Genomic DNA, 23,640 nt, shown 5'->3' with positions numbered 1-23,640 from the left:
AGCAAAACCAAGAAAGGGAACACTCATGAACAACTGGCTTCGCACTACCGTATCGGCATCGGCACTTGCCGTGCTGATGGCAGGCGCTCCGGCGCTCGCGCAGGAAGAGATGCTCGATCCTGCCGCCAAGCAGGGCGGCAGCATCGTCATCACCTACAAGGACGATGTCGCCACGCTCGATCCGGCGATCGGCTACGACTGGCAGAACTGGTCGATGATCAAGAGCATCTTCGACGGACTGATGGACTACAAGCCGGGAACCACCGAGCTGCGTCCGGGCCTGGCCGAGAGCTACGAGATTTCCGAGGACGGTCAGACCTTCACCTTCAAGCTCCGCTCGGGCGTGAAATTCCACAATGGCCGCGAAATGACGGCCGACGACGTGAAATATTCGCTCGATCGCGTCACCAACCCCAAGACCCAGAGCCCCGGCGCCGGCTTCTTCGGCTCGATCAAGGGCTTTGACGAGATCACCGCCGGCTCGACCGAGACGCTGTCGGGCGTCACCGTCGTCGATCCGATGACCGTGAAGATCGAACTCTCGCGTCCCGACGCCACCTTCCTGCATGTGATGGCGCTCAACTTCGCCTCTGTCGTCCCGCAGGAGGCCGTCGCGGAAGCCGGCGCCGACTTCGGCAAGAAGCCGGTTGGCACGGGCGCCTTCAAGCTCGGCGAATGGACCATCGGCCAGCGCCTCGTGTTCGCACGCAACGAGGACTACTGGCGCAAGGGCCTGCCCTACCTCGACCAGATCACCTTCGAGGTCGGGCAGGAGCCAATCGTCGCCCTGCTTCGTCTGCAGAAGGGCGAGGTCGACGTGCCGGGCGACGGCATTCCGCCGGCCAAGTTCCAGGAGGTCATGGCCGATCCCGAGCAGAAGGCGCGCGTCGTCGAAGGCGGCCAGCTGCACACCGGCTACATCACCATGAATGTCGAGATGGCGCCCTTCGACAAGAAGGAAGTGCGCCAGGCCGTCAACATGGCGATCAACAAGGACCGCGTGGTCCAGATCATCAACAACCGGGCGATCCCGGCCAACCAGCCGCTGCCGCCCTCGATGCCCGGCTACGACAATGCCTATGAGGGCTACGCCTACGATCCGGAGAAGGCCAAGGCCATGCTCGCGGAAGCCGGACTTGCCGACGGTTTCGAAACCGAACTCTTCGTCATGAACACCGACCCCAACCCGCGCATCGCCCAGGCGATCCAGCAGGATCTCTCGGCGGTCGGCATCAAGGCCTCGATCCTGTCGCTGGCCCAGGCCAACGTGATCGCCGCCGGCGGCGAAAAGGACCAGGCGCCGATGATCTGGTCGGGTGGCATGGCGTGGATCGCCGACTTCCCCGACCCGTCGAACTTCTATGGCCCGATCCTCGGCTGCGCCGGTGCCGTGGAAGGCGGCTGGAACTGGTCGTGGTACTGCAACGAGGACCTCGACAAGATGGCGACCGAAGCCGACTCGGTCACCGATCCGGCCAAGGCCGACGAACGCTCGAAGATGTGGAGCGAGATCTACGGCAAGATCATGGAAGACGCGCCGTGGGTTCCGGTCTTCAACGAACAGCGCTTCACCATGAAGTCGCCCCGCATGGGCGGCGCCGACGCGCTCTACGTCGACCCGGTCTCGATCCCCGTCAACTACGACTACGTGTTCGTGACCGATGTGCAGTAAGTGCGACTATACAATTCATGGTGCGCAGCATCACTTCGGCTGGGACAATTCGCTTGTCCCGGCTGAAAGGGTGGCGCCGGGATCGACGATCCTGTTCCACTGCCATGACAGTTCGGCGGGCCAGCTTGGCCCGTCGAGCACCGTCGCCGATGTCGCAACGCTCGACTTCGGCAAGATCAATCCGGTCAGCGGCCCGATCTTCATCGAGGGCGCGGAGCCTGGCGACGCCATCAAGGTGTCGATCGACAGCTTCAAGCCCTCGGGCTTTGGCTGGACCGCCAACATTCCGGGCTTCGGCCTCTTGGCGGACGACTTCAAGGAACCGGCGCTGAATGTCTGGAAATACGATCCGGACAGTCTCGAGCCGGCCCTGTTCGGCAAGCATGGCCGGGTGCCGCTGAAGCCCTTCGCCGGAACCATCGGCAATGCACTGGCCGAACCCGGCCTGCACTCGGTGGTGCCGCCGCGGCGCGTCGGCGGCAATCTCGACATTCGCGATCTGGCGGCAGGCACGACGCTCTATCTGCCTGTCGAGGTTGCCGGCGCCCTGTTCTCGGTCGGCGACACGCACGCCGCACAGGGCGATGGTGAGGTCTGTGGCACGGCGATCGAAAGCCCGATGGATGTCGTGCTGACGCTCGACCTGGTCAAGGATGCGCGGCTGAAGACGCCGCGCTTCACCACGCCCGGCCCGGTGACGCGCCATCTCGACGCCAAGGGGTATGAAGTCACCACTGGCATCGAGACTGACCTGATGGCCGGGGCGCGCAGCGCCGTCAGCCAGATGGTCGACATGCTGGCTTCGCGCTACAACATGAACGCCGTCGACGCCTACATGCTGGTTTCGACGTGCGGCGATCTCCGGATCAGCGAGATCGTCGACATGCCGAACTGGGTCGTGTCGTTCTACTTCCCGCGCTGCGTCTTCGAATGAACGCAGCGCCGGCCGCCAGCATCATCCCGGACGTGTCGGACCAGCCGTCCGGCGCGCCCGGGGAAAACGTGCTGTCCGTCAACGGCCTCGACGTCGTCGCCCGCACCGGTGCGGGCGACACGCCGCTGGTCGAGGGGCTGACCTTCGACCTCCGGCGCGGCGAGACCCTGTGCATTGCCGGCGAGTCCGGCTCGGGCAAGTCGATAACCTCGCTCGCCATCATGGGGCTGCTGCCGCAACCCGCCGTGCGGATTTCCGGGGGCTCCATCCTGTTTGGCGGCCGGGACCTCGCAACGCTCGACGAAGCCGCGATGCGGCGCATTCGCGGCGACCGTATCGCCATGATCTTCCAGGAGCCAATGACCTCGCTCAACCCGGTGCTCAGCATCGGCCGGCAGCTGATCGAAGCCATCGAGGCGCACACCTCGCTGCCGCGCGGCGCGGCGCGCGAACGCGCCATCGAGGCGCTCGACGCGGTGCGCATCCCGCAGGCCGAGACCCGGCTCAAGCAATACCCGCATGAGCTTTCAGGCGGCATGCGCCAGCGAGTCATGATCGCCATGGCACTGGCGCTGCGCCCCGACGTGCTCATCGCCGACGAACCGACAACCGCCCTCGACGTCACCGTGCAGGGCGAGGTGCTTGAACTGCTGCGCGATCTCAAGAACGACTTTGGCACCAGCATCATCCTCATCACCCACGACATGGGCGTCGTCGCCGAAATGGCCGACAGGGTCATCGTCATGCAGAAGGGGCGGATGATCGAGAGCGGCGCCGTGGGCCCGCTCTTTGCGGCGCCATCTCAGGACTACACACGTAGCCTTCTCGACGCCGTTCCCCGCCTCGGCGACGGCATGGCGAGCGGAACGGCGCAACTGGCCGGTGGCGCCGGCAAGGTGGTCGATGTCGAAGGGCTGACGGTCGGCTTCGACATTCGCGGCGGCATTTTTGGCCGCGCCACCCACCGCGTGCATGCCGTCGAGAATGTCAGCTTCACCATCCGCGACCGGGAGACCTTTTCGCTGGTCGGCGAAAGCGGCTGCGGCAAGTCGACCATCGCCAAGGCGCTGGCCGGACTGGTGCCGTTCACCGGCGACATCCGGCTTGGCGGCACGTCCATCGCCGGCCTCGACCGCCACGGCCTGAAGCGCGTGCGGCGCGACATCCAGATGATCTTCCAGGACCCCTTCGCCTCACTCGATCCGCGCATGCGCGTCGGCGACCTGGTCGGCGAGCCGCTCATCATCCACGGCATTGCCACGCCTTCCGAACGCAGCGAGCGGGTCGCCGCCCTGTTCGACCGCGTCGGCCTCAGCCCGGACCAGATGGAGCGCTATCCACACGAGTTTTCCGGCGGCCAGCGCCAGCGCATCTGCATCGCTCGCGCGCTTGCCTTGCGGCCCAAACTGATCATCGCCGACGAGAGCGTCTCGGCCCTCGATGTCTCGGTGCAGGCGCGGGTGCTTGAGCTGCTGAAGGAACTGCAGGCGGAGTTTGGCATCGCCTATCTCTTCATCTCGCACGACATGGCGGTGGTGGAGAACATCTCCGAACGCGTCGCGGTCATGTATCTCGGCCAGATCGTCGAGCTGGGCACGCGCGACCAGGTTTTTTCCAACCCGCAGCATGCCTACACGAGGCGGCTGATCGACGCCGTGCCCATCCCCGACCCGGCAAAGCGCCGGGCCCGCTTTCCACGCATGCAGGGCGAAGTGCCGAGCCCGGTCCATGCCAGGGGAAAGAGCCCGGCAACGGTCACGCTGCGCGATACCGGCGGCGGTCACCTGGTTGCAGGAAACTAGCGCGAGCGTCGCGAAGACGTCGCGCGGCTTTTCCGGGACGGGTCGAGGCCGATCCTATTGCGGAATGCGGCCGCCGAGTTCGTCCTCGACATGCGCCGTGATGATCTCGTCGAACGAATTTTCAGCCTCGAAGCCGAGTGCCAGGGCACGGCGCGGGTCGAAGCTCTGCGGCCAGCCGCCGACGATCTTCATGATCGTCGCATCTGGCTCGCGGCGGATCAGCCCGACCGCCTTTTCGCCGGCCACCCTGCGCAGGGCCTCGATCTCCTCGCCCACGGTTGCGGCCAGGCCCGGCATGGTCAGCGAGCGACGGCTGCCGAGCGGCGCGGTGTCGAGCTCCGCGGCATGGACCAGGAAGCGCACGGCGGCGCGCGGGCTGGCAAACCAGTGCCGCACGTCCTCGCTGACCGGAAGCACCGCCTCCATGCCGGCCAGCGGTTCGCGCAGGATCCCCGAGAAGAAGCCCGACGCCGCCTTGTTCGGCTTGCCCGGCCGGATGGTGATGGTGGGCAGGCGGATGCCGATGCCGTCGAAGAAGCCGCGCCGCGAGTAGTCGGCAAGCAGCAATTCGCCGATCGCCTTCTGGGTGCCGTAGCTGGTCAGCGGCGTAAGGCCATGATTGTCGTCGATGACGGCCGGCAGCGGTTCGCCGAAGACGGCGATGGATGAGGTGAAGACGAGCTTGGGGCAGTATGGGCCCTTGGCGCTTTCGAGGCGGATCGCCTCGAACAGCTCGCGCGTGCCGTCGAGATTGACCCTGTAGCCCTTCTCGAAATCGGCCTCGGCCTCGCCCGAGACGATTGCAGCCAGATGGAAGATCATGTCGGGACGCGTGGCGACGAGGCCGGCCGCAGCGCCGTCGACCGAGAGGTCGATGGCAAGGCAATCGACCTTGCCGGAAAACGCCGGCGCCTCGGGCTTGACGATGTCGGCCAGCGTCAATTGCTCGATGTCGCGCCCTGCGAGGGCTTTCCTGCCGGTCAGCGCCGCAACCAGTTTGCGGCCGATCATGCCGGCCGCGCCGATTACCAGAACATGCATCTCGGGTTACCATCCTTCTTTCTCCCGGAGGTTGCGGCTGCGCCATCGCTCGCGCCGCCGCCGCATGCTCCCGGCCTGTTTCGGAGATTCGCAATATGTGCCGGGCAGCAGCCGCTGTCACTAGCCCGGCAACCGATCGGACCGGCTTCGGCTGGAGATGCCGTGCCGGCTAGAGGGGCGGCGCGTAGACCGGCGTGTCGATGCCTTCCATCCGCGCCTTGATCTGCAGGGCGACGAATTTCGAGAAGAAGCGAGACAGCGCCAGATTGCCGCCCTGGAACCACAGGTTCTCCTGCGCCACGGGCTTGTACATGTTGCGCAGTTCGCCGTGCCACGGACCCGGATCATGGCGCGTCCCGGAACCCAGCCCCCAGCAGGTGCCGATCGAATCGGCAACCTCGCGCGACACGATCTTCGCCACCACCTCATGCATCGACTGGAAGCCGGTCGACTGGATGATTGCATCCGCCTCGATCTCGCTGCCGTCGGAAAAGCGCAGCCCAGTTGGCGTCAGCCGCTCGATCTCGCTTCCCGCCTTGATGCCGATTTCGCCGTCGATGATCAGCTGGGAGGCTCCGACATCGACATAGTAGCCCGAGCCCGTCCGGTAGGCCTTCATCAAAAGCCCGGTGTCATCAGGTCCGAAGTCGAGCAGGAAACCGGTCGCCTCGAGCTTGCGGTAGAACTCGGCATCGCGGGCGCGGATGCGCTCGTAGAGCGCCTGCTGGATGGGCGGCTGCAGCGCGAAGGGCGTCGAGGCCGCGATCAGGTCCGCCTTGTCGACGTCGATGCCGTTCTCGACCGCCGTCTCGGAGTAGATGTCGAAGGCAAGCTCCATCAGCGTCTCGGACCTCACCACCGTCGTCGGCGACCGCTGCACCATGGTGACGTAGGCGCCGGCCTCCCAGAGGTCGACCGCAACATCGTGGGCGGAGCTGGCCGCACCGATGACGGCGACCTTCTTGCCCCTGTAGGGAGCACCGTCGGAATACTGGCTGGAGTGGATCACCTCGCCGGCGAACTCATCCGAACCGGCCAGGTCGATCATCTTCGGCGGACCATAGGCGCCGGTTGCGAAGACCAGTTGCGTGGGGTGCAGGGTCATCGGCCGGCCGTCCCGCAGCAACTCCACGATCCAGCGTTTTTCCAAGGGGTCGAAGCGCGCCGAAACGCACTCGGTGCCGCCCCAGTAGGTCAGTTCCATCACCTTCACATACATCTCGAGCCAGTCGCCCATCTTGTCCTTGGGCGTGAAGACCGGCCAGTTGTCGGGGAAGGGCATGTAGGGCAGGTGATCGTACCAGACCGGGTCGTGCAGGACGAGGGAGCGGTAGCGGTTGCGCCAGGAATCGCCGGCATTCATGTTCTTCTCGACGATCACCGTCGGCACGCCGAGCTGTCTTAGCCGGGCGCCGAGCATGATGCCGCCCTGGCCGCCGCCGATGATCAGGCAGTAGGGCTGCGCGGTGCCGGTCGCGAGTGCCTCAGCCTCGCGGGCCCTGTCTTCGGACCAGGTCGTGCGTTTGCGGTCTGCGCCGTGGCGCACGCCCATCGGCCGGGTTCGCCCGGACGCTTCCTCGTGGCCATCGAGCGACTGCAGCGTGGTGAGGATGGTGCGGCAGCTTCCGCCCTCGAGGCGGAGGATGCCGTTGCCCTTGCCGGCAGCGGTCGAGAAGGTGAACCAGGCCTCGACCGGTTCACCGCGCGAACCTGACGCGGTGGTGACCTGCCAGTCGGACGGTCTGGCGGCGGCGAGCGTCGCCCGCAGCATGTCGGCGATTGCCGGCTTGCCCTCCATCGTCTTGACGTTCCAGGTGAAGGCCACGAAATCGCGCCAGTAGCAGTCGTCGGCAAACAGCGCGAGCGTCGCGTCCACGTCGCCCGATGCGAGCGTGTCGCCGAACGTCGCGAGCCAGGCCGCCGCCTCTGCCGCGGGTGCAGTGTCATGCATCAGCATTCTCCGGATCTGGGTGGCGACGGGCGCCACGGGAACTTCAATCGCCGAGAGGCTCCAGCACCTTCCCTTTGCGGTGGTTGAGCACGGTGTACTTGATCCTGCGCAACGTCTCGCGCGCATCGGGTTCGAGGCGGTAGCCGACAGCGGTCGAAACCAGATCGATGATGGCGAGGAACGCATAGCGCGAGGCGGTCGGCTTCAGCACGTCCTGGTATTCCGGTACGTCGACGGTCAGCGCCAGGTCGGCTGCCTCGGCGAGGTCGGTGTCGGGCGCGGTGATGGCAATTGCCTTGGCGCGATAGTGCTTTGCCAGCACCGTCGCCTCGACCACTTCCTTGGTCCGCCCGGTGCCTGAAATGGCGATTACCAGGTCGTTCGGCTTCAGCGTCGAAGCCACCATCTTCATGACGTAGGGGTCCGAATGCGCCGACACGACGACGCCATAGCGGAACAGCCGGTTCTGGGTTTCCTGCGCAAGCGCGGTCGAACTGCCGCCGAGGCCGAAGACCACGACCTGGTGGGCATTCGCCACCATGTCGGCGGCAGCGATGACGTCCTTCGGGTCGATGCTGCGCTCGACGGCGCTCAATGCATTGCGGGCCTCGCCGAACACGACGTTCCAGAGCGGCGAGCCGTTGCCGTTGGGCTCGGATGGCGCAACCGGCGAAAGATAGAGCCGCCCGACCACCACGCTCTGCGCCAGCTTCAGCTTGAAGTCGCGCACGCCATCACAGCCGATCGCGCGACAGAAGCGCGTGACCGTCGGCTCGCTGACATCGGCGCGCCTGGCGATCTCCGCATTCGATGCATCGACCGAGAAGGTGACATCGGCAAGCACCGCGTCTGCGACCCGCCGTTCGGCCGGGCGCAGTTCGGCGTATGAATCCCTGATCTGCGAGAGAATGTCCGGGATCGGCCTGGCATGGGATTCGCCGGCAGCTTCGTCGGGCTTGCGTCTTTGCATCTTCGGCCTGTCGGCTCCCTGATCGAATTCGACTTCCATCTTACTTGCCGGTCATCTCTCGTCGAAGTATCGCCAATTACCCAAGGTTCGTTTTCACAGGATGTAGGAAACTTACACACTACGCAAGCGTGAAAACCCCACAGATCGTGGATTCGTGCCGAAAAGCCTACAGCGCGGAAAGCGCGCTTGACTCGGAAAGTCGGATAGTTACAGACTGGTTTCCCGAACGTCACCGGCTTTGCCGGAGTCGCCAGTCGGGTAAGCAGCACTGCGTGAGGGACGATGCCGGCAGGAGTTTCCATGCCCCCCAAACTGGGAGTCAAAGGCGCCACCAAGGTGTACAGCACCCGTTCCGGTGACTTGCTGGCAATCGACCGCTGTTCGCTCGACATCATGGAAGGCGAGATCGTCTCGATCGTGGGGCCGTCCGGCTGCGGCAAGACCACACTGCTGTGGTCGATGTCGGGACTGCATGGACTTTCCGCCGGCGAAGTGCAGCTCGACGGCGTGCCGGTGACCGGCCCGAACCCCGATATCAGCATGGTCTTCCAGGACGCCAACCTACTGCCCTGGCGCAACCTCGACGCCAACATCAACTTCCCTTTCGAGATCAAGGGCATCAAGCCCGACCGCATCTGGGTCGACGAGTTGCTCAACCGCGTCGGCCTCGAGGGTTTTGGCGGCCGCTTCCCGCGCGAGCTTTCCGGCGGCATGCAGCAGCGAGCCGCGCTCGTGCGGGCGCTTTCCTTCAAGCCTTCCGTGCTTCTGATGGACGAGCCGTTCGGTGCGCTGGACGCCTTCACACGCGAGGAGATGAACCGGCTGGTCGAGGAAATCTGGCTCGACACCAAGACCACCATCGTCCTGATCACCCATTCGATCGAGGAGGCGATCTTCCTGTCGGATCGCGTCGTGGTGCTGAGCCCCCGGCCCGGCCGAGTGGCCAACATTCACACGGTGCCGTTCGCCCGCCCCCGCTCCCCCGAGATCATGGCCACCAAGGAGGTCTTCGACCTCACCAACGCCATCAAGCAGGAGATCGTCGGCACGCAGCAGAGCCGCTACGCCGATCGCGACGCTGCGATGGCCGAATCTCTCCCGGCAGCCCAGTGAGGACGATGTGAGCGAAACCGACGCGATACCGGTGTTCAAGAGCAAGGCGGACGGCGGCAGCGATGTCGGCATCACCAACATGTCCGCCCTGACCTCGGGTCCCGGCATCAAGTCGGCGGGCGAGGTGTTCGCGGTGATCCTCGTCGCGGTCATCGTCATTGGCGGCATGGAGCTCGCCCTCAACATCTTCGACGTGCCGCAATATGTGCTGCCCAAGCCGAGCGAGATCGCCGTCGCGCTGGTCTACGACTTCCACTTCATCGCGCCGCATCTCGGCCATACGCTGGTCGAACTGTTCGGCGGCTTCGCCATCGGCGCATCGGTCGGCCTCATTCTCGCAGCCGTGATCACCCAGTTTCCCTTCGTCGAGAAGATCGTCACGCCCTACATCCTGCTGCTCGTCACGACGCCGATGCTGGCGCTCGTACCGCTGCTCATCCTGCGCTTCGGCTTCGGCTATGAACCGCGCATCATCGCGGTGGCGCTCGCCTCGGGCCCGATGGTGATGATCAACGCCGCGACCGGCTTCCGCCGCGTCGACCAGGGCAAGATCGCGCTCGCCCGCTCCTATGGCGCCTCCACGCTGCAGATTTTCTGGAAGATCCGCGCGCCGATGGCGCTGCCTATGATCTTCGTCGGCCTGATGGTCGGCTCGATCTTCGGGCTGCTGACCGCGGTCGGCGCCGAAATGGTCGGCGGTGGCTTCGGGCTCGGCAACCGGCTGACCTCCTACTCGTCGATGATCCAGATGCCGCAGTTCTTCGCGGTCGTCCTGATCCTCTCCATTCTGGGCATTCTCATCTACGTGCTCTTCTTCCTGCTCGGGAAGCGCTACGCCAGCTGGGAGGCCTGATCCAGGACCGAAGCCTGCTGGAGCGGGCGCCGGGAAAGCAACTATCGGAACGTCCAACATAAAGGGGAAAAGCTATGATCAGGAACTTCATGTCGGGCGGCCTCAGCCGCCGCACCTTCCTCCAGGTTTCCGCCGCGGGCGTCGTCAGCGCGACCGCGCTCGGCACGCGCGGCGCGAGCGCCGAGCCCTATTCCAAGTTCACCTGGATCTCGCCGCGCGGCACGCTCGAAGTGCTCGACGACTACCCCTACTGGATCGGCAAGAAGATGGGCTATTTCGACGACCTCGGCGTCGAGGCCGACATGCAGCCCGGTCCCTCGGACGGCACGGCGACCGTCAAGTTTGTCGATGTCGGCCAGGCCGACATGGGCTTTCCGTCGCCCGGCGTGTTCTCGTTCGCGCTGGAGAACGGCATGAAGCTGAAGTCCGCCTTCCACATGGGCGCGCTCGACACGTTCAGCCTTGCCTTCCGCAAGGGCGAAGGTACCAACGACCTGAAGACACTCGAGGGCAAGACCATCCTGCTCGGCTCTGCTGCCTGGCAGTCGATCGTCGACCCGATGCTCGCCGTCCAGGGCGTCGACGTCACGAAGGTCAAGTATGTCGAAGCCGGCTGGCCCACCTGGGCAACCGCGCTGAAGGCCGGCCAGGGCGATGCAGCTCTTGGCTGGGAGGGACTGCGCGCCGAATGGATCGGCACCGGCCTCGACTTCGAGTACTGGCTCGGCGTCAAGAAGTCGCCGCTCTTTGCCAACACCTTCGTGGTGCGTGCTGCCGACGTTGACGACCCCGAAAGGAAGGCCTTCCTAGACAAGTATCTGCGCGGCTGGGCGATGGGTCTCGAGTTCGGCTACCAGAATCCGCGCGCGGCGGTGGAAGCCGTGTTCGAGCAGTTCCCGACACTTGCCACCAACATCGGGCCGGAACTCGGCACCACGTCGATCCTGCAGCAGATCGCCGTATTCCGCGGCGACATGGACAAGCGCGCCGGTTGGGGCGACCACGACATGACGGCCTGGCAGACCTTCTTCGACCAGATCCACGAGCTCGGCCAGATCTCCAATCCGGTCAAGGCGGAAGACGTCTGCACCAATGCCTGCATTGCGGCCGCCAACGATTTCGACCATGCCAAGGTCAAAGCCGACGCAGACGGCTACAAGCTCAGCGATGCGTTCGCGGCGATAGACGTCGATAACGTCAAGGCGCATCTCTACGACCAGGCCGTTCCGGGCTGACGGGCCAACCGGACTAAGGAAAATGCGGGCGGCGCATGCGCCGCCCGCCACTGACAGACAAGCATCACAGGGAGGGCATCATGCCTGACAAGGTAAGAGTATTGGTCGTCGGGCTCGGCAACATGGGCGCCTCCCACGCAAGCGCCTATCACCGCAACCCGGGCTTCGAGATCGTCGGGCTGATGAGCCGTTCGATCAAGTCGAAGCCGATCCCGGACGAGCTCAAGGGATATCCGCTGTTCGAGGACTATGAAGAGGCGCTCGCGGCCACCAAGCCGGACGCGGTTTCGATCAATTCATGGCCGAACACGCATGCCGAATACGCCATCAAGGCGATCAATGCCGGCGCGCATGTCTTCATGGAAAAGCCGCTGGCCACCAACATCGCCGATGCCCAGGCGGTGGTGAAGCTGGCGCGGGAAAAGAACAAGAAGCTGGTGCTCGGCTACATCCTGCGCGTGCACCCGAGCTGGATCAAGTTCATCGAACTCGGGCAGACGCTGGGCAAGCCGCTGGTGATGCGACTCAACCTGAACCAGCAGAGCAACGGTCCGGCCTGGGCCTGGCACAAGAACCTGATCGACTCGCTGATCCCGATCGTCGACTGCGGCGTGCATTATGTCGACGTGATGTGCCAGCTGACCGGCGCCAAGCCGGTGCGGGTGCACGGCATCGGCGCAAAACTCTGGGCGGAAGCCGACAAGCAGAATTACGGCCACCTCCACGTCACCTTCGACGACGGATCGGTCGGCTGGTATGAGGCCGGCTGGGGCCCGATGATGAGCGAGGAAGCCTTCTTCGTGAAGGATGTCGTGGGGCCGAAGGGAGCGGTCTCGATCGTGGCCGGCCATTCCGAAGGCAAGGACCAGCTCGAGGACATCTCGGACTCCGCCGACATCGACCGCCACACCAAGACCGACGCGATCCGCTACCACCACGCAGAGGTCGGTCCGGACAAGAACTTCGTCAAGAAGGACGAGATGTTCAACATGACCGACGAGCCGGGGCACCAGAAGCTCTGCGACCGCGAACAGGCGTTCTTCCTGAAGGCCATAAAGGAGGATCTCGACCTCACCGAGTCCATGGATGCCGCGGTGAACAGCCTGCGCATCGTGCTGGCAGCCGAGCAGTCGATCAACGAAAAGCGGGTCGTCGAGCTGGACTGAGCGGCCTCGCACCCAGCCATGGACGGTCCGACCGGGCCGTCCATGGAGACCCGAACAACCGGAGAAATTCGATGAGTCAGCCGGCAGCCGCACAAGGCTACGATCTGGTCTTGACGGGCGGTCGCGTCCTCGATGAGCGAAACGGCATCGACGCCGTGACGGACGTTGCCATCTCCGGGGGAAAGATCGCCGCCGTGGGTGCTTCGCTCGCAGCCGCGGGCCGTGTGGTCGAGGACGTTGGCGGGGCCATCGTGGCGCCCGGCCTCATCGACATCCACACCCATGTCTATCACAAGGCGACGTCGCTCAGCGTCGATCCGGGTTTCATTGCGCGGCGCTCGGCGCTGACCACCATGGTCGATGCGGGCAGTGCGGGCGCCGGCAACTTTGACGGCTTCCGCGACTATGTGATGCAGCACTCGCCCTACCGCATATTCGCGTTCCTCAACGTTTCCTTCCCCGGCATATTCGGCTTCGACAAGGGCGTTTCGCTGGGCGAGGCGCGGCTGCGCGAAATGCTGCCGGTGGACCGCTGCGTCGCCAAGATCGAGGCCAACCGCGACCGCATCGTGGGCGTGAAGGTCCGCATCGGCGGACCGGTGACCGGCGACCTCGGGCTGGGCGCGCTCGAGGCTGCGCTGGAGGCGGCCAACGCCGTCGACCTGCCCCTGATGACGCATATCGGCACCGCGCCGCCGAGCTACGCGGACGTCGTCTCGATGCTGCGTCCGGGCGACATCCTCACGCATTGCTTCCGGCCGGAGCCCAATTCCGCGCTCGGCGCGGACCGCCGGATCATGAAGGAAGTGCGCGCCGCACGCGAACGCGGCGTCCTGTTCGACATCGCCCACGGCATGGGCGCCTTCGGTTACGAAACAACCGAGCAGGCGCTCAGCGAAGGCTTTCCGCCCGACCTGATCTCGTCGGACGTCCATGTGATCGCCGTCGAGGGACCGGGCTATGACCTGCTGCACACGATGAGCAAGTTGCTGAATTGCGGCCTGTCCCTGCCCGATGTCGTCGGCATGTCGGCGAACCGCCCGGCACTCGCCATGCGCCATCCCGAACTCGGCCATCTCGGTGTCGGCGCGCCAGCCGATATCACCGTGCTGCGCCAGGTCGACAGCGACTACGTCTTCGAGGACGTGGTCGGAACAACCCGGCAGGGTTCGACCCTGTTGCAGCCGGTCGCCGTCTATCTGGACGGCAGGGCGATGGAGGTGAGCCGCCGCCCGTTCGAGGAACCGTTTGTGCTTTCCGGCCATGCCAGCCACGATCATCGCTGAACCGGGGCAAACCGCATGAGCTACAAGGCCATCTACACCTATGCCTGGGACCTCGCCGAGACAGGGGTCGTCGCTGCCGCGGACGAATTCCGCGCGCTCGGCCTCAACACGGTGACGATGGCCGGCAGCTACCATGCCGGCAAGTTCATGCGGCCGCACGGCAAGGCCGGCAAGGTCTATTTCCCCGACGACGGCACGGTCTATTTCAGGGCCGACCCGTCGCGCTACGGCGCGATCAAGCCGGTCGCCAGCCAACTGGTCGGCGAACGCGACATGCTGCAGGAGCTCGTCGATGCAAGCGGCATGGCCGTAAACGCCTGGCTGGTGCTGCTGCACAATACGCGGCTCGGCATGGCCAACCCCGACGCCGTCGTGCGCAACGCCTTCGGCGATCCCTACCACTACAGTCTCTGTCCGTCGGCGCCGGAAGCGCGTGCCTATGCCGTCGGCCTCGCCCGCGACGTCACCGAGACTTACCCGGTCAGCGGCATCACGCTGGAATCGCCGGGCTTCGCGCCCTATGCGCACGGCTTCCACCACGAGTTCGCACTGATGAAGTCGAACGCATGGCTGGAAAACCGGCTCGGTCTCTGCTTCTGCAACCACTGCATCGCCGGTGCGGAAAAGGCCGGCATAGACGCCCGCCGCCTCAAGGCTGAAACCGCCGCTGATATCGAGGCCTATCTCGACAGCGACATCGACTACCCGGCCGACATGGCCGAGGCCTTCTGGATGGCCGACGTCGCCGCCGACGGCGACCTGCGCCGCTTCATCGATTTCCGCAGCGGAGTCGTGACCTCGCTCGTCGGCGAAATCCGCTCGGCCGTCCGCAAGGACGCCAATGTCGCCGTCATCCCGTCGGTCGCGCGACCGACGGCCGGCGCCTGGTACGAAGGCAGCGATCTCGCCGCGCTGGCCGGCAGCGCGGGCATCATCGAAGCCTGCTTCTACGAACCCGACGCGATGCGGGTTAAGGCCGACCTCTTCGACATTCGCCGTCGGCTGAAGGGTGCCGGCAACTTTCGCGGGATTCTGCGCCCGTCGCACCCCGACCTTTCCAGCAAGGGCGAGTTTCTTGCCGCGGTCGCGGCACTGCGCGAGGGCGGCGTGGACGAACTCGCTTTCTACAATTGGGGCCACCTCCGACGCGCCAACCTCGCCTGGATCGGCGAAGCCTTGCGGGGAACCTCATGAGCGGACAGTTTGCCGGCAAAACGGTAGCCATCACGGGAGCCGCCGGCGGCATCGGCCAATGGCTCTGCCGCTTCTTTGGCGCGGAGGGCGCCACCATTGCGGCGCTTGACCGGAGCGACAGGGTGAACGAGCTCGTCGGCCTGCTCGGCAAGGACGGGATCGAGGTAAGGCCCGCCATCGCCGACATTGCCGATGCCGACCAGGTCAAGGCAGCGTTCGAAGGCTTCGGCGACGAGGTGCATCTCCTGATCAACAATGCCGGCGTCTCCAGCCACCCGACGCTGGCGGCAACCGATCCGGCGGGCTGGGCCGCCGACGTGGCAGCCAATCTCAACGGCGCCTATGCCTGTGCACACGCGGTGCTGCCGCAAATGGTGAAACGGCGTTCAGGCAGCATCGTCAGCGTCGGTTCGGTCAACGGACTGTCGGCGCTCGGCGATCCCGCCTACAGCGCCGCCAAGGCCGGCATCATCGCCATGACCAAGGCCATCGCGCTCGAATATGGCCGCTACGGCATCCGCGCCAACTGCGTGCTGCCCGGCACGGTGCGCACGCCGATCTGGGACCAGCGCAAAGCCAAGGATCCCGACGTGCTGAAACAGCTCGAGCGGTGGTATCCGCTCGGTCGCATCGTCGAGCCGGACGAGGTCGCGCGGGTCATCGCCTTCCTCGCCTCCGACGCAGCGAGCGCCGTGACAGGCGTCGCTCTCCCGGTCGATTGCGGGCTGACCGCCGGCAACATCGTCATGGCGCGCGAGCTGACGGTCGAGGATTTCTAGTTCCTGAACCGGGCGTGCCGAACCATCCGCCTTCCGAACCGCGGACCGGACCGCCCACGCTTGCCGGCCTGCGCGAAAAGGTGGAAGATCGGTGCCGACACCGTGGCACCAGGGGCCTGGTGGCGTGCCCGGGCCGGCGGTATTGTCGATCATCGTGCGTTTCCGCAACCGCCGACAGCCCCAAAACTGGACAACCGGGACCAAATCCGGCTGCGCGGTGACATGCATCTGGTAAGAAGCGGCCGGGTTCCAGTCGCTGGCGGTCAAGGCTCCAGCGGCCTTTCGGTGGGGAACGATGTTGAGGCGAGCGGTCCAAATGTCGGGCAGTTGGCAGGCTGCAGATCGGCAGCGCCTGTCGATTGGCCTGTGCGGCCTCGCCGTTCTGATCGCCTTCATGCTTCTCCTCGCCTGCCCTGTACTTGCCGCTTCGCAGCTGCCGCGCACGGCGCACGTCCTGCCCGACACGAAGACGCTGGCGCTCCTGCCGGCAAACGACGTCCGTTTCCGCAGGCTGTCGCTTGCCCAGGGCCTGTCGCAGACGCGCGTCGCGCAGATCATGCAGGACGACGAAGGGTTCATCTGGTTCGGAACCCAGCACGGCGTGAACCGCTTCGATGGCTACAACTTCCGCGTCTTCAAGCATGATGTCGGCCGTGCCGGCAGCCTGAGCGGCGTGTTCATCTACGCGCTGTTCAACGACAGTTCGGGCCGCGTCTGGGTCGGCAGCGATCAGGGGCTGGACCGCTTCGAGAAGGAAACGGAAACCTTCCGCCACATCCGGCTCGGCGAGCGCGATCCGATCGTCATCCATATCAGCGAAGGCCCCAGGGGCAAGCTCTGGCTGGCAACCGGCCAGGGTCTCTACAGGCTCGACCCGGACACTGGCGCGGTCGAGCGCTTCGGCGCCGATCCCGACGATCCGCGGTCGCTTTCCAGCGACGACATCAAGTCCACAGGCGTGGACCGGACCGGCACTTTCTGGGTCGCAACGAGCGAGGGCCTGGAAGCTTTCGATCCGGAGACCGGCGAGGTCTCGATCAGGATACCGCTGCGCGTGGAGGTGCGTGAGTTCTACTTCCACGAAGACCGGCATGGCGTGTTCTGGATCATCTACGGGTCCGGCAACGGGCTGGCGACCTACGATCGGCAAACCAACGAACTGACGCAGCTTACCTTCAGCGATCCGCAGACCGAAAGCGACGGGCTGACCGGCGTATTTGCCATCGTCGAGGCGGCGGACGGCACGATCTATCTCGGCACCATGGGCGCCGGCTTGCTCAAGTACGACCGGACGAACAACCTGTTCCTCAGCTATCGGCACGACCAGAGCAACAGCGAAAGCCTCGCCGAAAACCGCGTCATTGCGCTGTTCGAGGATTCGGAAGGCAACATATGGGCCGGCCTCCATGCGACGCCGCCGAACTCCTTCCCGGGCGTCGCACCGCTGTTCGAGACCATCCGTCTGCCCGAAGTCCATCCCAGCGCGTCGGGCGAGTTCCTGGTCAACTCGATTTTTGCCGGGGCCCAGGACGATGTCTGGATCGGTTCGGGCGGCGCACTGACGAGGCTCTTCCGAACGACCCGGCAATCGGAGGTGGTCGAGCTGCTCGGCCCGAATGTTCCCATGGAGGTCCTGACGACAATTCGGGACCCGCGCGGGAACCTCTGGGTCGGCACGCTCGGAACGGGGCTGTTCAGGATCGACGGGGCGACCGGGGCCGTGACGAACTTCCGTTACAGGCCCGACGACGACCGCTCGCTCAGCAGCGACATCGTCACGCGCATCTTCTTCGACCGTGGCGGCGCGATGTGGCTGACGACGTGGAATGGCCTGCTCAGGTATGACGAAGAAAGCGAAGGGTTCACGACCTTCCGCCGAGACCTGACCGCCGGCGCAGAGCCCTATTTCTCGATTGTCGAGGACGCCCAGGGCCTGCTGTGGCTGGGCAGCACGTCCGGTCTTTTCCGCTTCGACCCGAAGTCATCGGAATTCGCCTCGTTCACGCATGACCCCGACGACCGCAAGAGCATCAGCAACAACACGATCAACACGCTGCACCTCGACGCCGACGGCATCCTCTGGATCGGCACGCAGAACGGGCTGAACGCATTCGACGGCAAGAGCGGGTCAGTGGTCAGGAGCTACTTTGCGGCCGACGGGCTGCCCGGCGAGGCGGTCAGCTGCATCCTGGCCGACGGGAACGGCGACTTGTGGATGAGCACCAACAACGGCGTCTCGCACTTCCGTCGCTCGACCGGCGTGTTCAACAATTTCTCGACCGCCGACGGCCTGCCCGGAAACGACCTGACGGGCTGGAATGCGTGCTCCAGGAACGCGCAGGGCGAGATGTACTTCGGCGGCTTCGCCGGCGCGACGGTGGTGCGGCCCGATGCCCCGGTCGCGCACGGCTTCACCCCGCCGGTCCTGATCACGGAGCTGCGCCTGTCGGGCGAGCCCGTCATGCCCGGCACGCCGCCGCTCGATGGCTCCGTCACCTATGCCACGAACATCAGCATAGCGCCCGACGTGACCGAGTTCTCGATCGCTTTCTCGGCGCTCAGCTTCTCCAGCCCGGACACGACCCGCTACCGCTACCGGCTTCGGGGACTGGACAGCGAATGGCACGAGGGCAAGCGCCGGCAGGTGAGCTTCACCACATTGCCGCACGGCACCTATCAGCTCGAGGTCCAGGCGGCGACCGCGCGCGGTGCCTGGACGGAGCCCGGCGCGATGCTCGGCATCACGGTCCTGCCGCCCTGGTGGGCGACATGGTGGTTCCGGGCAGCCGTCATGGCAGCTCTGGCGCTGCTGCTGTTCGGCGCCTACCGCTACCGAATTGCCCAGATCACGCACCAGTACGAGATCCGCTCGGAGGAGCGGGTGATGGAACGCACGCGCATCGCCCGCGAGCTGCACGACACGCTGCTGCAGGGCTTTCACGGAATCATGTTCAGGCTGCAGGCAGCACGCTCGATGCTTCCCCAGGACCCTGCCAAGGCGACCGAACACCTCGAGATCGCCATGGACCGCGGCGACCAGGCGCTGATCGAGGGCCGCGACGCCGTGCACGAACTTCGGGCCGCGCCGCTGGTGGACAAGGACCTGCCCGAGGTACTCGGGGCGCTGGCAAGCGAACTGGCGGCCGCTGAACCCGGAAGACTCAATGTCGAGATCCTGGTGGAAGGACACAGTCGCCTCGTCAATCCGGTCATCCGCGACGAGCTCTACAGGCTGGCGCGCGAAGCACTGCGCAACGCGTTCCAGCACTCAAACGGCTCGAAGGTCGAATGCGAGCTTACCTATTCCGACGCGGCGCTGCGGCTGAGGGTCAGGGACGACGGCCGCGGCATCGACCCGCAGGTGCTCGAGGAGGGCATGAAGGCGGGCCACTGGGGGTTGCCCGGCATGCGCGAAAGGGCCGAAAGGATTGGCGGAACCTTCACCCTCTGGAGCAAGACGGGCAAGGGCACCGAACTGGAGGTAAGCATCCCGGCCAAACTCGCCTACGTCCGGGCCACCCAGACACAGCATGCAGGAAGGTCGTAGAGCAGTGACAACTGGACAGGTACGGATACGGTTGCTTGCGGTGGACGATCACCCTTTGGTGCGCGAGGGCATCGCCGCGCTGGTCGCCGGCCAGCCCGACATCGACCTCGTCGCGGAAGCGCGCGACGGGCACGAAGCGCTGGAAAAGTTCCGCCAGCATCGGCCCGACGTCGTCCTGCTGGACATGCAGATGCCTGGTCTCAGCGGCATCGACACGATCGGCGCGATACGCGGCGAGTTCGCCACTGCGCGGATCATCGTCCTGACCACCTATGCGGGCGACGAGCTCGCCAAGCGCGCCCTTCGCGCCGGTGCCCAGGCTTATCTGCTCAAGAGCTCGGTCCGCAAGGAACTGCTCGACACGATCAGGCTGGTTCACAAGGGACAGAAGCGGATCGACGTCAATGTCGCCGCCGACATGGCCAACTATCTGGCCGAGGACACGCTCAGTGCCCGCGAGCTGATGGTTCTCGACCTCATTGCGGCTGGCAACTCGAACAAGTTGATCGCCTCGCAACTCGGAATCACGGAGGAGACCGTCAAGGGCCACGTGAAGAGCATTCTGGCCAAGTTGCGCGCCAACGACCGCACGCATGCTGTGACGCTCGGCCTGAAGCGTGGACTGATCTCGCTCTAGATCCGCAACTTTAGGTACCCCTAAAGAGGGGGCTGCCAGGGCTTCGAACGAGGCTGCCAATCCCGCCTCACGGGCGTAGCCTTGCCTCGATCGAGGTGACCCGTGCAGCGACTGCTTTCCAGATTTCCAGACGCACTGCCGGGCGCGGGCCTTTTCATCCTGCGGTTCTCGCTGGCAGGCAGCGCGGCAGGCCTGGCCTTGGGCGAGCCGAAAATCGAGCATCCGATCCTGCTGGCGGCCATGGCCGGGATCGTGATTTCCCTGTCGCTTGGCCTGGGAACGTCCTTCGGTGCCTCGGCGCTTTGCCTGCTGCTCGCCTATGAGGGCCTCCATCAAGGCCACTGGACACTGCCCTTCTGGGGGCTCGTCGGCGCCAGTGTCAGTCTCGCGCTGATCGGGCCCGGCGCCTGGTCCGTGGACGCTGCGGTCTACGGACGGCGAAAGATCAGTGTGCGCCGGCGGCCGCCCGAATGAGACCGTCCCCTACGCTACCTGCGGCTGTCTGTCTTATCGGCATCCCGCAAGACGCGAGCAGCACCCCTAAAGGGGGGATGCCCGGGCCCTCATGGTGGGGTGCCACGAAACACCCGGCCATGATGAAATGCATTCAAAGACGATCTCTTGCTTGTTCGCGCCAACTGGACTGGCATTCACGGAATCGTTTCAGATATCCGCATGGCGGCGCGACGTTTACCGGTAAAGGAAAAGCGCCGTGATGATGTATCTCATGGAAAGTCCGGACGGTGGATGCGCTGCTTCTGCAACCGACGCAGCCCAGTCGAGCGGCCGGCCCGCCCGCCTGGAGCGGAACGGTGTCTCCAACACGTCGATCGTGCATGACATGCAGGATCCCATTACCGCGATCGCCCTGAATTCCGAGGCGTGCCTCAGATGGCTGGACAGGGACAAGCCCGACCTCGCCGAAGCGGTGGAGGCGATACGTCGCTCCATCGCGGCGACGCGGCGGGCGGGGCTCGTCATCCTGGGAGCTGCGGCGAGCGGCAGCAGCCGGAATCGCGGCCACGATGTCGATGCCGGATAGCGCGCCTTCTGCCTTTGCGACGAAGACGCAGTTGCTGGCGGCAACTGGCCTTCTGACCGGACTGCTCGCCGCCTTCGCCTCGGGCGTGCCGCTAGGTGCCACGGCAGGCCCCGGCAGCGAGGCCCTGCTGCCAGCCTATGCGGCCGCCGCGACCGTGCTCGAGACCGTCACCGCGGCACTGCTGCTGTCGCTCTACGGCCTGCAGCGTTCCACGGCTCTGCTCGTGCTTGCCTGCGGCTACATCTTCAACGTGCTGATGATGCCGGCATGGGCGTTGACCTTCCCGGCCGTCTTCGCGACATTCGGCCTCGACTTCGGAGCGCAGACGGCAGCGGTCATCGACGCGATAAGGCGATTGGCCTTCCCGCTCGTCGCGCTTGGCTACGCGCTCGCACCGACCAGCCGTGGGACAACGCTGCCGGCTATCGCGCCGCTCGTCCGGACGATGATCCTTGCCGCGGCCGGCGCGGGATTGGCGCTGTGCTTCTTCTTCGCTGTAACACCCGTCGCTCAGACACCGGTCGCCGACATGTCGGGCGCCGCCGCATCCTGGCGCTTCGTCCCCGTCCTCGCGCTTGCCCTCTACGCGCTCGGTGCCGGCTTGCTGCTTTTGCGGCGACGCAATCTGCTCGACGTGTGGATGAGCCTTGTCCTGCTGGCCTTCGCGATGGAACTCGTCCTTTTCCTCTCTCCCGGGGGCAGCACCCGGTTGAGCGTCGGCTGGTGGGCCGGGCGATCCTATGAACTCGTCGCCGTGACGATCCTGCCGCTGGTCCTGATCTCTGAAGTGACCACCGTCTTCGCGCGGATGGCGCGACTGGCCGCTGCGGAACGGCGCAGCCGGCAGAACCGGTTGGTTGCAATGGAGGCATTCTCGGCCACCATCGCGCATGAAATCCGGCAACCGCTGGCCAGCATGATCACCAATGCCGGCGCGGCGCGGAACTGGCTGGGCAGGGACAAGCCCCAGCTCGACGAGGTCGACGAGGCACTGCGCCGAATAATCAGCGACGGACACCGGGTCGACAAGATCATCGCCGGCATCCGCGCCATGTTCGTGAAGGGAGCCCAGGAGCGCCAGTCGATCAACCTCAATACCGTCGTCCAGGACGCAGCCTGCGCGGCCGCCGGCGAGGCTGATCTCGACGGCATCCAGATCGAAACGGACTTCAAGACGGATATTTCGGTCTTCTGCAATCCGGTGCAGCTGCACCAGGTGATCTGCAACCTCATCCAGAACGGCCTAGACGCCGTCCGGGAGGTCGGCGACAGGCAGCGGCGCATCAGGATAGCAACCGAGCGCCGGCCCGGCGGAGAGGTGCATGTCACCGTTGCCGACACCGGCACAGGCGTCTCCCCCGACATGGCCGACAGCATCTTCGAGCCCTTCGTGTCGACCAAGACCGGCGGCATGGGCATGGGCCTGATGTTCTGCCGCTCGGTTGTCGAGGCGCATCGCGGGCGGTTCTGGGTGACGGCCAATGCGCCGCGCGGCGCGGTGTTTCACATCGCGCTGCCTGCCGAAGCCCCGATGACGCTCGGCGCGGTGCCGGTCCGAGTCGAACCTGCCGGGGCTCCAACATGGGCCGCACGCGCGGAACAGCTTGCCGGCTAAAAGCACCCGAGCGCCGGGCATCGTTCGAAGCTGAAAGTTCCTGATCCGCATACGACGTAGAGTCCCCGCTCAGTCGAGCACGTTGCCGACCGATAGAGATCAATCAGTCATCCAAAGGAGGCCAGCATGGATCAGGTCGTAAGCAGTACGGACAAGGTGTCGTCGGTCAGGCCGGGCGATATGAAGCTCGAGGTCGTCGTTGTTCCGGTCGCTGACGTGAACCGGGCCAAGAGCTTCTACGGCAGCATCGGCTGGCGGCTGGACGCCGACTTCGTGGTCGGCGACTATTTTCACGTCGTGCAATTCACGCCTCCTGGGTCGCCGAGTTCCATTCATTTCGGCACGGGTCTCACATCTGCCGTGCCCGGCTCGGCAGGCGCGACGATTCTGGTTGTTTCAGACATCGAAAAGTCTCGTGCCGAACTCGTTGAACGCGGCGTCGAGGTGAGCGAGATCTTTCATCGCGAAGGCCCCGGCCAGCCACCCGTCAAGGGTCGCGATCCGCAGCGGCGCAGCTACTCGTCTTATGCCAACTTCAGCGACCCAGACGGCAACAATTGGCTGCTGCAGGAAGTGACGGCGCGGCTGCCAGGCCGGGTAGACGCGACCGCGACGACATTCTCGTCGCCTTCCGATCTTGCCGCCGCGCTCCGGCGCGCCGGCGCCGCGCATGGCGAGCACGAAAAGCGGACCGGCGGCCAGCACGACGACAGCTGGCCGGACTGGTACGCCGACTACATGGTGGCAGAACAGGCCGGCAGCGAGCTGCCGGTCTAGCGGCAGCAACGCCACTGGCCATCGCA

Annotated in this window: 19 protein-coding genes; 16 read left to right on the top strand and 3 right to left on the bottom strand. The window is 65.3% G+C overall.

The window, feature by feature from the left end; all coding sequences use genetic code 11:
• Nucleotides 1-25 precede the first annotated feature (25 nt).
• From ACT2BZ_RS08375 to ACT2BZ_RS08365, 3 genes are read left to right on the top strand one after another with little or no spacing between them, the layout of a single operon-like run.
• Entirely contained in the window at nucleotides 26-1,672 is a 1,647-nt protein-coding gene (locus ACT2BZ_RS08375) for an ABC transporter substrate-binding protein (RefSeq protein WP_457940423.1), read from the top strand.
• Nucleotides 1,662-2,606, top strand: coding sequence for an acetamidase/formamidase family protein (locus tag ACT2BZ_RS08370; RefSeq protein ID WP_457940422.1), 945 nt, complete (start codon nucleotides 1,662-1,664; stop codon nucleotides 2,604-2,606). The genes ACT2BZ_RS08375 and ACT2BZ_RS08370 overlap by 11 nt, the downstream gene beginning before the upstream one ends.
• Nucleotides 2,603-4,408, top strand: a complete 1,806-nt coding sequence (locus tag ACT2BZ_RS08365) for an ABC transporter ATP-binding protein (protein WP_457940421.1) — start codon at nucleotides 2,603-2,605, stop codon at nucleotides 4,406-4,408. The genes ACT2BZ_RS08370 and ACT2BZ_RS08365 overlap by 4 nt, the downstream gene beginning before the upstream one ends.
• Before the next feature lie 54 nt (nucleotides 4,409-4,462).
• On the opposite strand, the gene denD is transcribed toward ACT2BZ_RS08365, so the two are convergent.
• The 3 genes from denD to ACT2BZ_RS08350 all read right to left on the bottom strand — a co-directional run bounded on the left by denD (nucleotide 4,463) and on the right by ACT2BZ_RS08350 (nucleotide 8,409).
• The gene (gene denD, locus ACT2BZ_RS08360; RefSeq protein ID WP_457940420.1) at nucleotides 4,463-5,449 is read right to left on the bottom strand and encodes a D-erythronate dehydrogenase; all 987 of its coding nucleotides are present in this window, start codon (nucleotides 5,447-5,449) and stop codon (nucleotides 4,463-4,465) included.
• 169 nt (nucleotides 5,450-5,618) lie between these two features.
• Nucleotides 5,619-7,400, bottom strand: a complete 1,782-nt coding sequence (locus ACT2BZ_RS08355) for an NAD(P)-binding domain-containing protein (protein WP_457940419.1) — start codon at nucleotides 7,398-7,400, stop codon at nucleotides 5,619-5,621.
• 43 nt (nucleotides 7,401-7,443) lie between these two features.
• Entirely contained in the window at nucleotides 7,444-8,409 is a 966-nt protein-coding gene (locus ACT2BZ_RS08350; RefSeq protein WP_457940418.1) for a MurR/RpiR family transcriptional regulator, read from the bottom strand.
• A gap of 261 nt (nucleotides 8,410-8,670) precedes the next feature.
• Between ACT2BZ_RS08350 and ACT2BZ_RS08345 the strand changes: the two genes are divergently transcribed.
• The 13 genes from ACT2BZ_RS08345 to ACT2BZ_RS08285 all read left to right on the top strand — a co-directional run bounded on the left by ACT2BZ_RS08345 (nucleotide 8,671) and on the right by ACT2BZ_RS08285 (nucleotide 23,614).
• Nucleotides 8,671-9,483: an ABC transporter ATP-binding protein gene (locus ACT2BZ_RS08345; RefSeq protein WP_457940417.1), complete on the top strand. Its 813-nt coding sequence runs from the start codon at nucleotides 8,671-8,673 to the stop codon at nucleotides 9,481-9,483.
• Between the two features lie 7 nt (nucleotides 9,484-9,490).
• Entirely contained in the window at nucleotides 9,491-10,336 is an 846-nt protein-coding gene (locus ACT2BZ_RS08340) for an ABC transporter permease (RefSeq protein ID WP_457940416.1), read from the top strand.
• Nucleotides 10,337-10,410: 74 nt separating this feature from the next.
• Nucleotides 10,411-11,571, top strand: coding sequence for an ABC transporter substrate-binding protein (locus tag ACT2BZ_RS08335; RefSeq protein ID WP_457940415.1), 1,161 nt, complete (start codon nucleotides 10,411-10,413; stop codon nucleotides 11,569-11,571).
• 80 nt (nucleotides 11,572-11,651) lie between these two features.
• Nucleotides 11,652-12,737, top strand: coding sequence for a Gfo/Idh/MocA family protein (locus ACT2BZ_RS08330; protein ID WP_457940414.1), 1,086 nt, complete (start codon nucleotides 11,652-11,654; stop codon nucleotides 12,735-12,737).
• A 71-nt stretch (nucleotides 12,738-12,808) separates the two neighbouring features.
• On the top strand, nucleotides 12,809-14,023 hold the full coding sequence (locus ACT2BZ_RS08325) for an amidohydrolase/deacetylase family metallohydrolase (RefSeq protein ID WP_457940413.1): 1,215 nt from the start codon (nucleotides 12,809-12,811) through the stop codon (nucleotides 14,021-14,023).
• 15 nt (nucleotides 14,024-14,038) lie between these two features.
• Complete coding sequence (locus ACT2BZ_RS08320) at nucleotides 14,039-15,217, top strand: hypothetical protein (RefSeq protein WP_457940412.1); 1,179 nt, start codon at nucleotides 14,039-14,041, stop codon at nucleotides 15,215-15,217.
• The gene (locus tag ACT2BZ_RS08315) at nucleotides 15,214-15,996 is read left to right on the top strand and encodes an SDR family oxidoreductase (protein WP_457940411.1); all 783 of its coding nucleotides are present in this window, start codon (nucleotides 15,214-15,216) and stop codon (nucleotides 15,994-15,996) included. Before ACT2BZ_RS08320 ends, ACT2BZ_RS08315 begins: the two co-directional genes overlap by 4 nt.
• A 316-nt stretch (nucleotides 15,997-16,312) precedes the next feature.
• The gene (locus ACT2BZ_RS08310; RefSeq protein ID WP_457940410.1) at nucleotides 16,313-19,543 is read left to right on the top strand and encodes a sensor histidine kinase; all 3,231 of its coding nucleotides are present in this window, start codon (nucleotides 16,313-16,315) and stop codon (nucleotides 19,541-19,543) included.
• A 4-nt stretch (nucleotides 19,544-19,547) separates the two neighbouring features.
• The gene (locus tag ACT2BZ_RS08305) at nucleotides 19,548-20,180 is read left to right on the top strand and encodes a response regulator (protein ID WP_457940409.1); all 633 of its coding nucleotides are present in this window, start codon (nucleotides 19,548-19,550) and stop codon (nucleotides 20,178-20,180) included.
• Between the two features lie 102 nt (nucleotides 20,181-20,282).
• Complete coding sequence (locus tag ACT2BZ_RS08300) at nucleotides 20,283-20,654, top strand: hypothetical protein (protein WP_457940408.1); 372 nt, start codon at nucleotides 20,283-20,285, stop codon at nucleotides 20,652-20,654.
• 238 nt (nucleotides 20,655-20,892) lie between these two features.
• Nucleotides 20,893-21,222 (top strand): hypothetical protein, encoded by a 330-nt coding sequence (locus ACT2BZ_RS08295; RefSeq protein WP_457940407.1) that lies wholly within the window; start codon nucleotides 20,893-20,895, stop codon nucleotides 21,220-21,222.
• Complete coding sequence (locus ACT2BZ_RS08290; protein ID WP_457940406.1) at nucleotides 21,206-22,837, top strand: ATP-binding protein; 1,632 nt, start codon at nucleotides 21,206-21,208, stop codon at nucleotides 22,835-22,837. The genes ACT2BZ_RS08295 and ACT2BZ_RS08290 overlap by 17 nt, the downstream gene beginning before the upstream one ends.
• Before the next feature lie 126 nt (nucleotides 22,838-22,963).
• Nucleotides 22,964-23,614, top strand: a complete 651-nt coding sequence (locus tag ACT2BZ_RS08285) for a VOC family protein (RefSeq protein WP_457940405.1) — start codon at nucleotides 22,964-22,966, stop codon at nucleotides 23,612-23,614.
• Nucleotides 23,615-23,640 lie beyond the last annotated feature (26 nt).

Source organism: Mesorhizobium sp. 10J20-29 (genome assembly GCF_054130485.1).
Note: the sequence above shows the minus strand (reverse complement) of the source record. Positions and strands in the feature narration are given on the sequence as shown.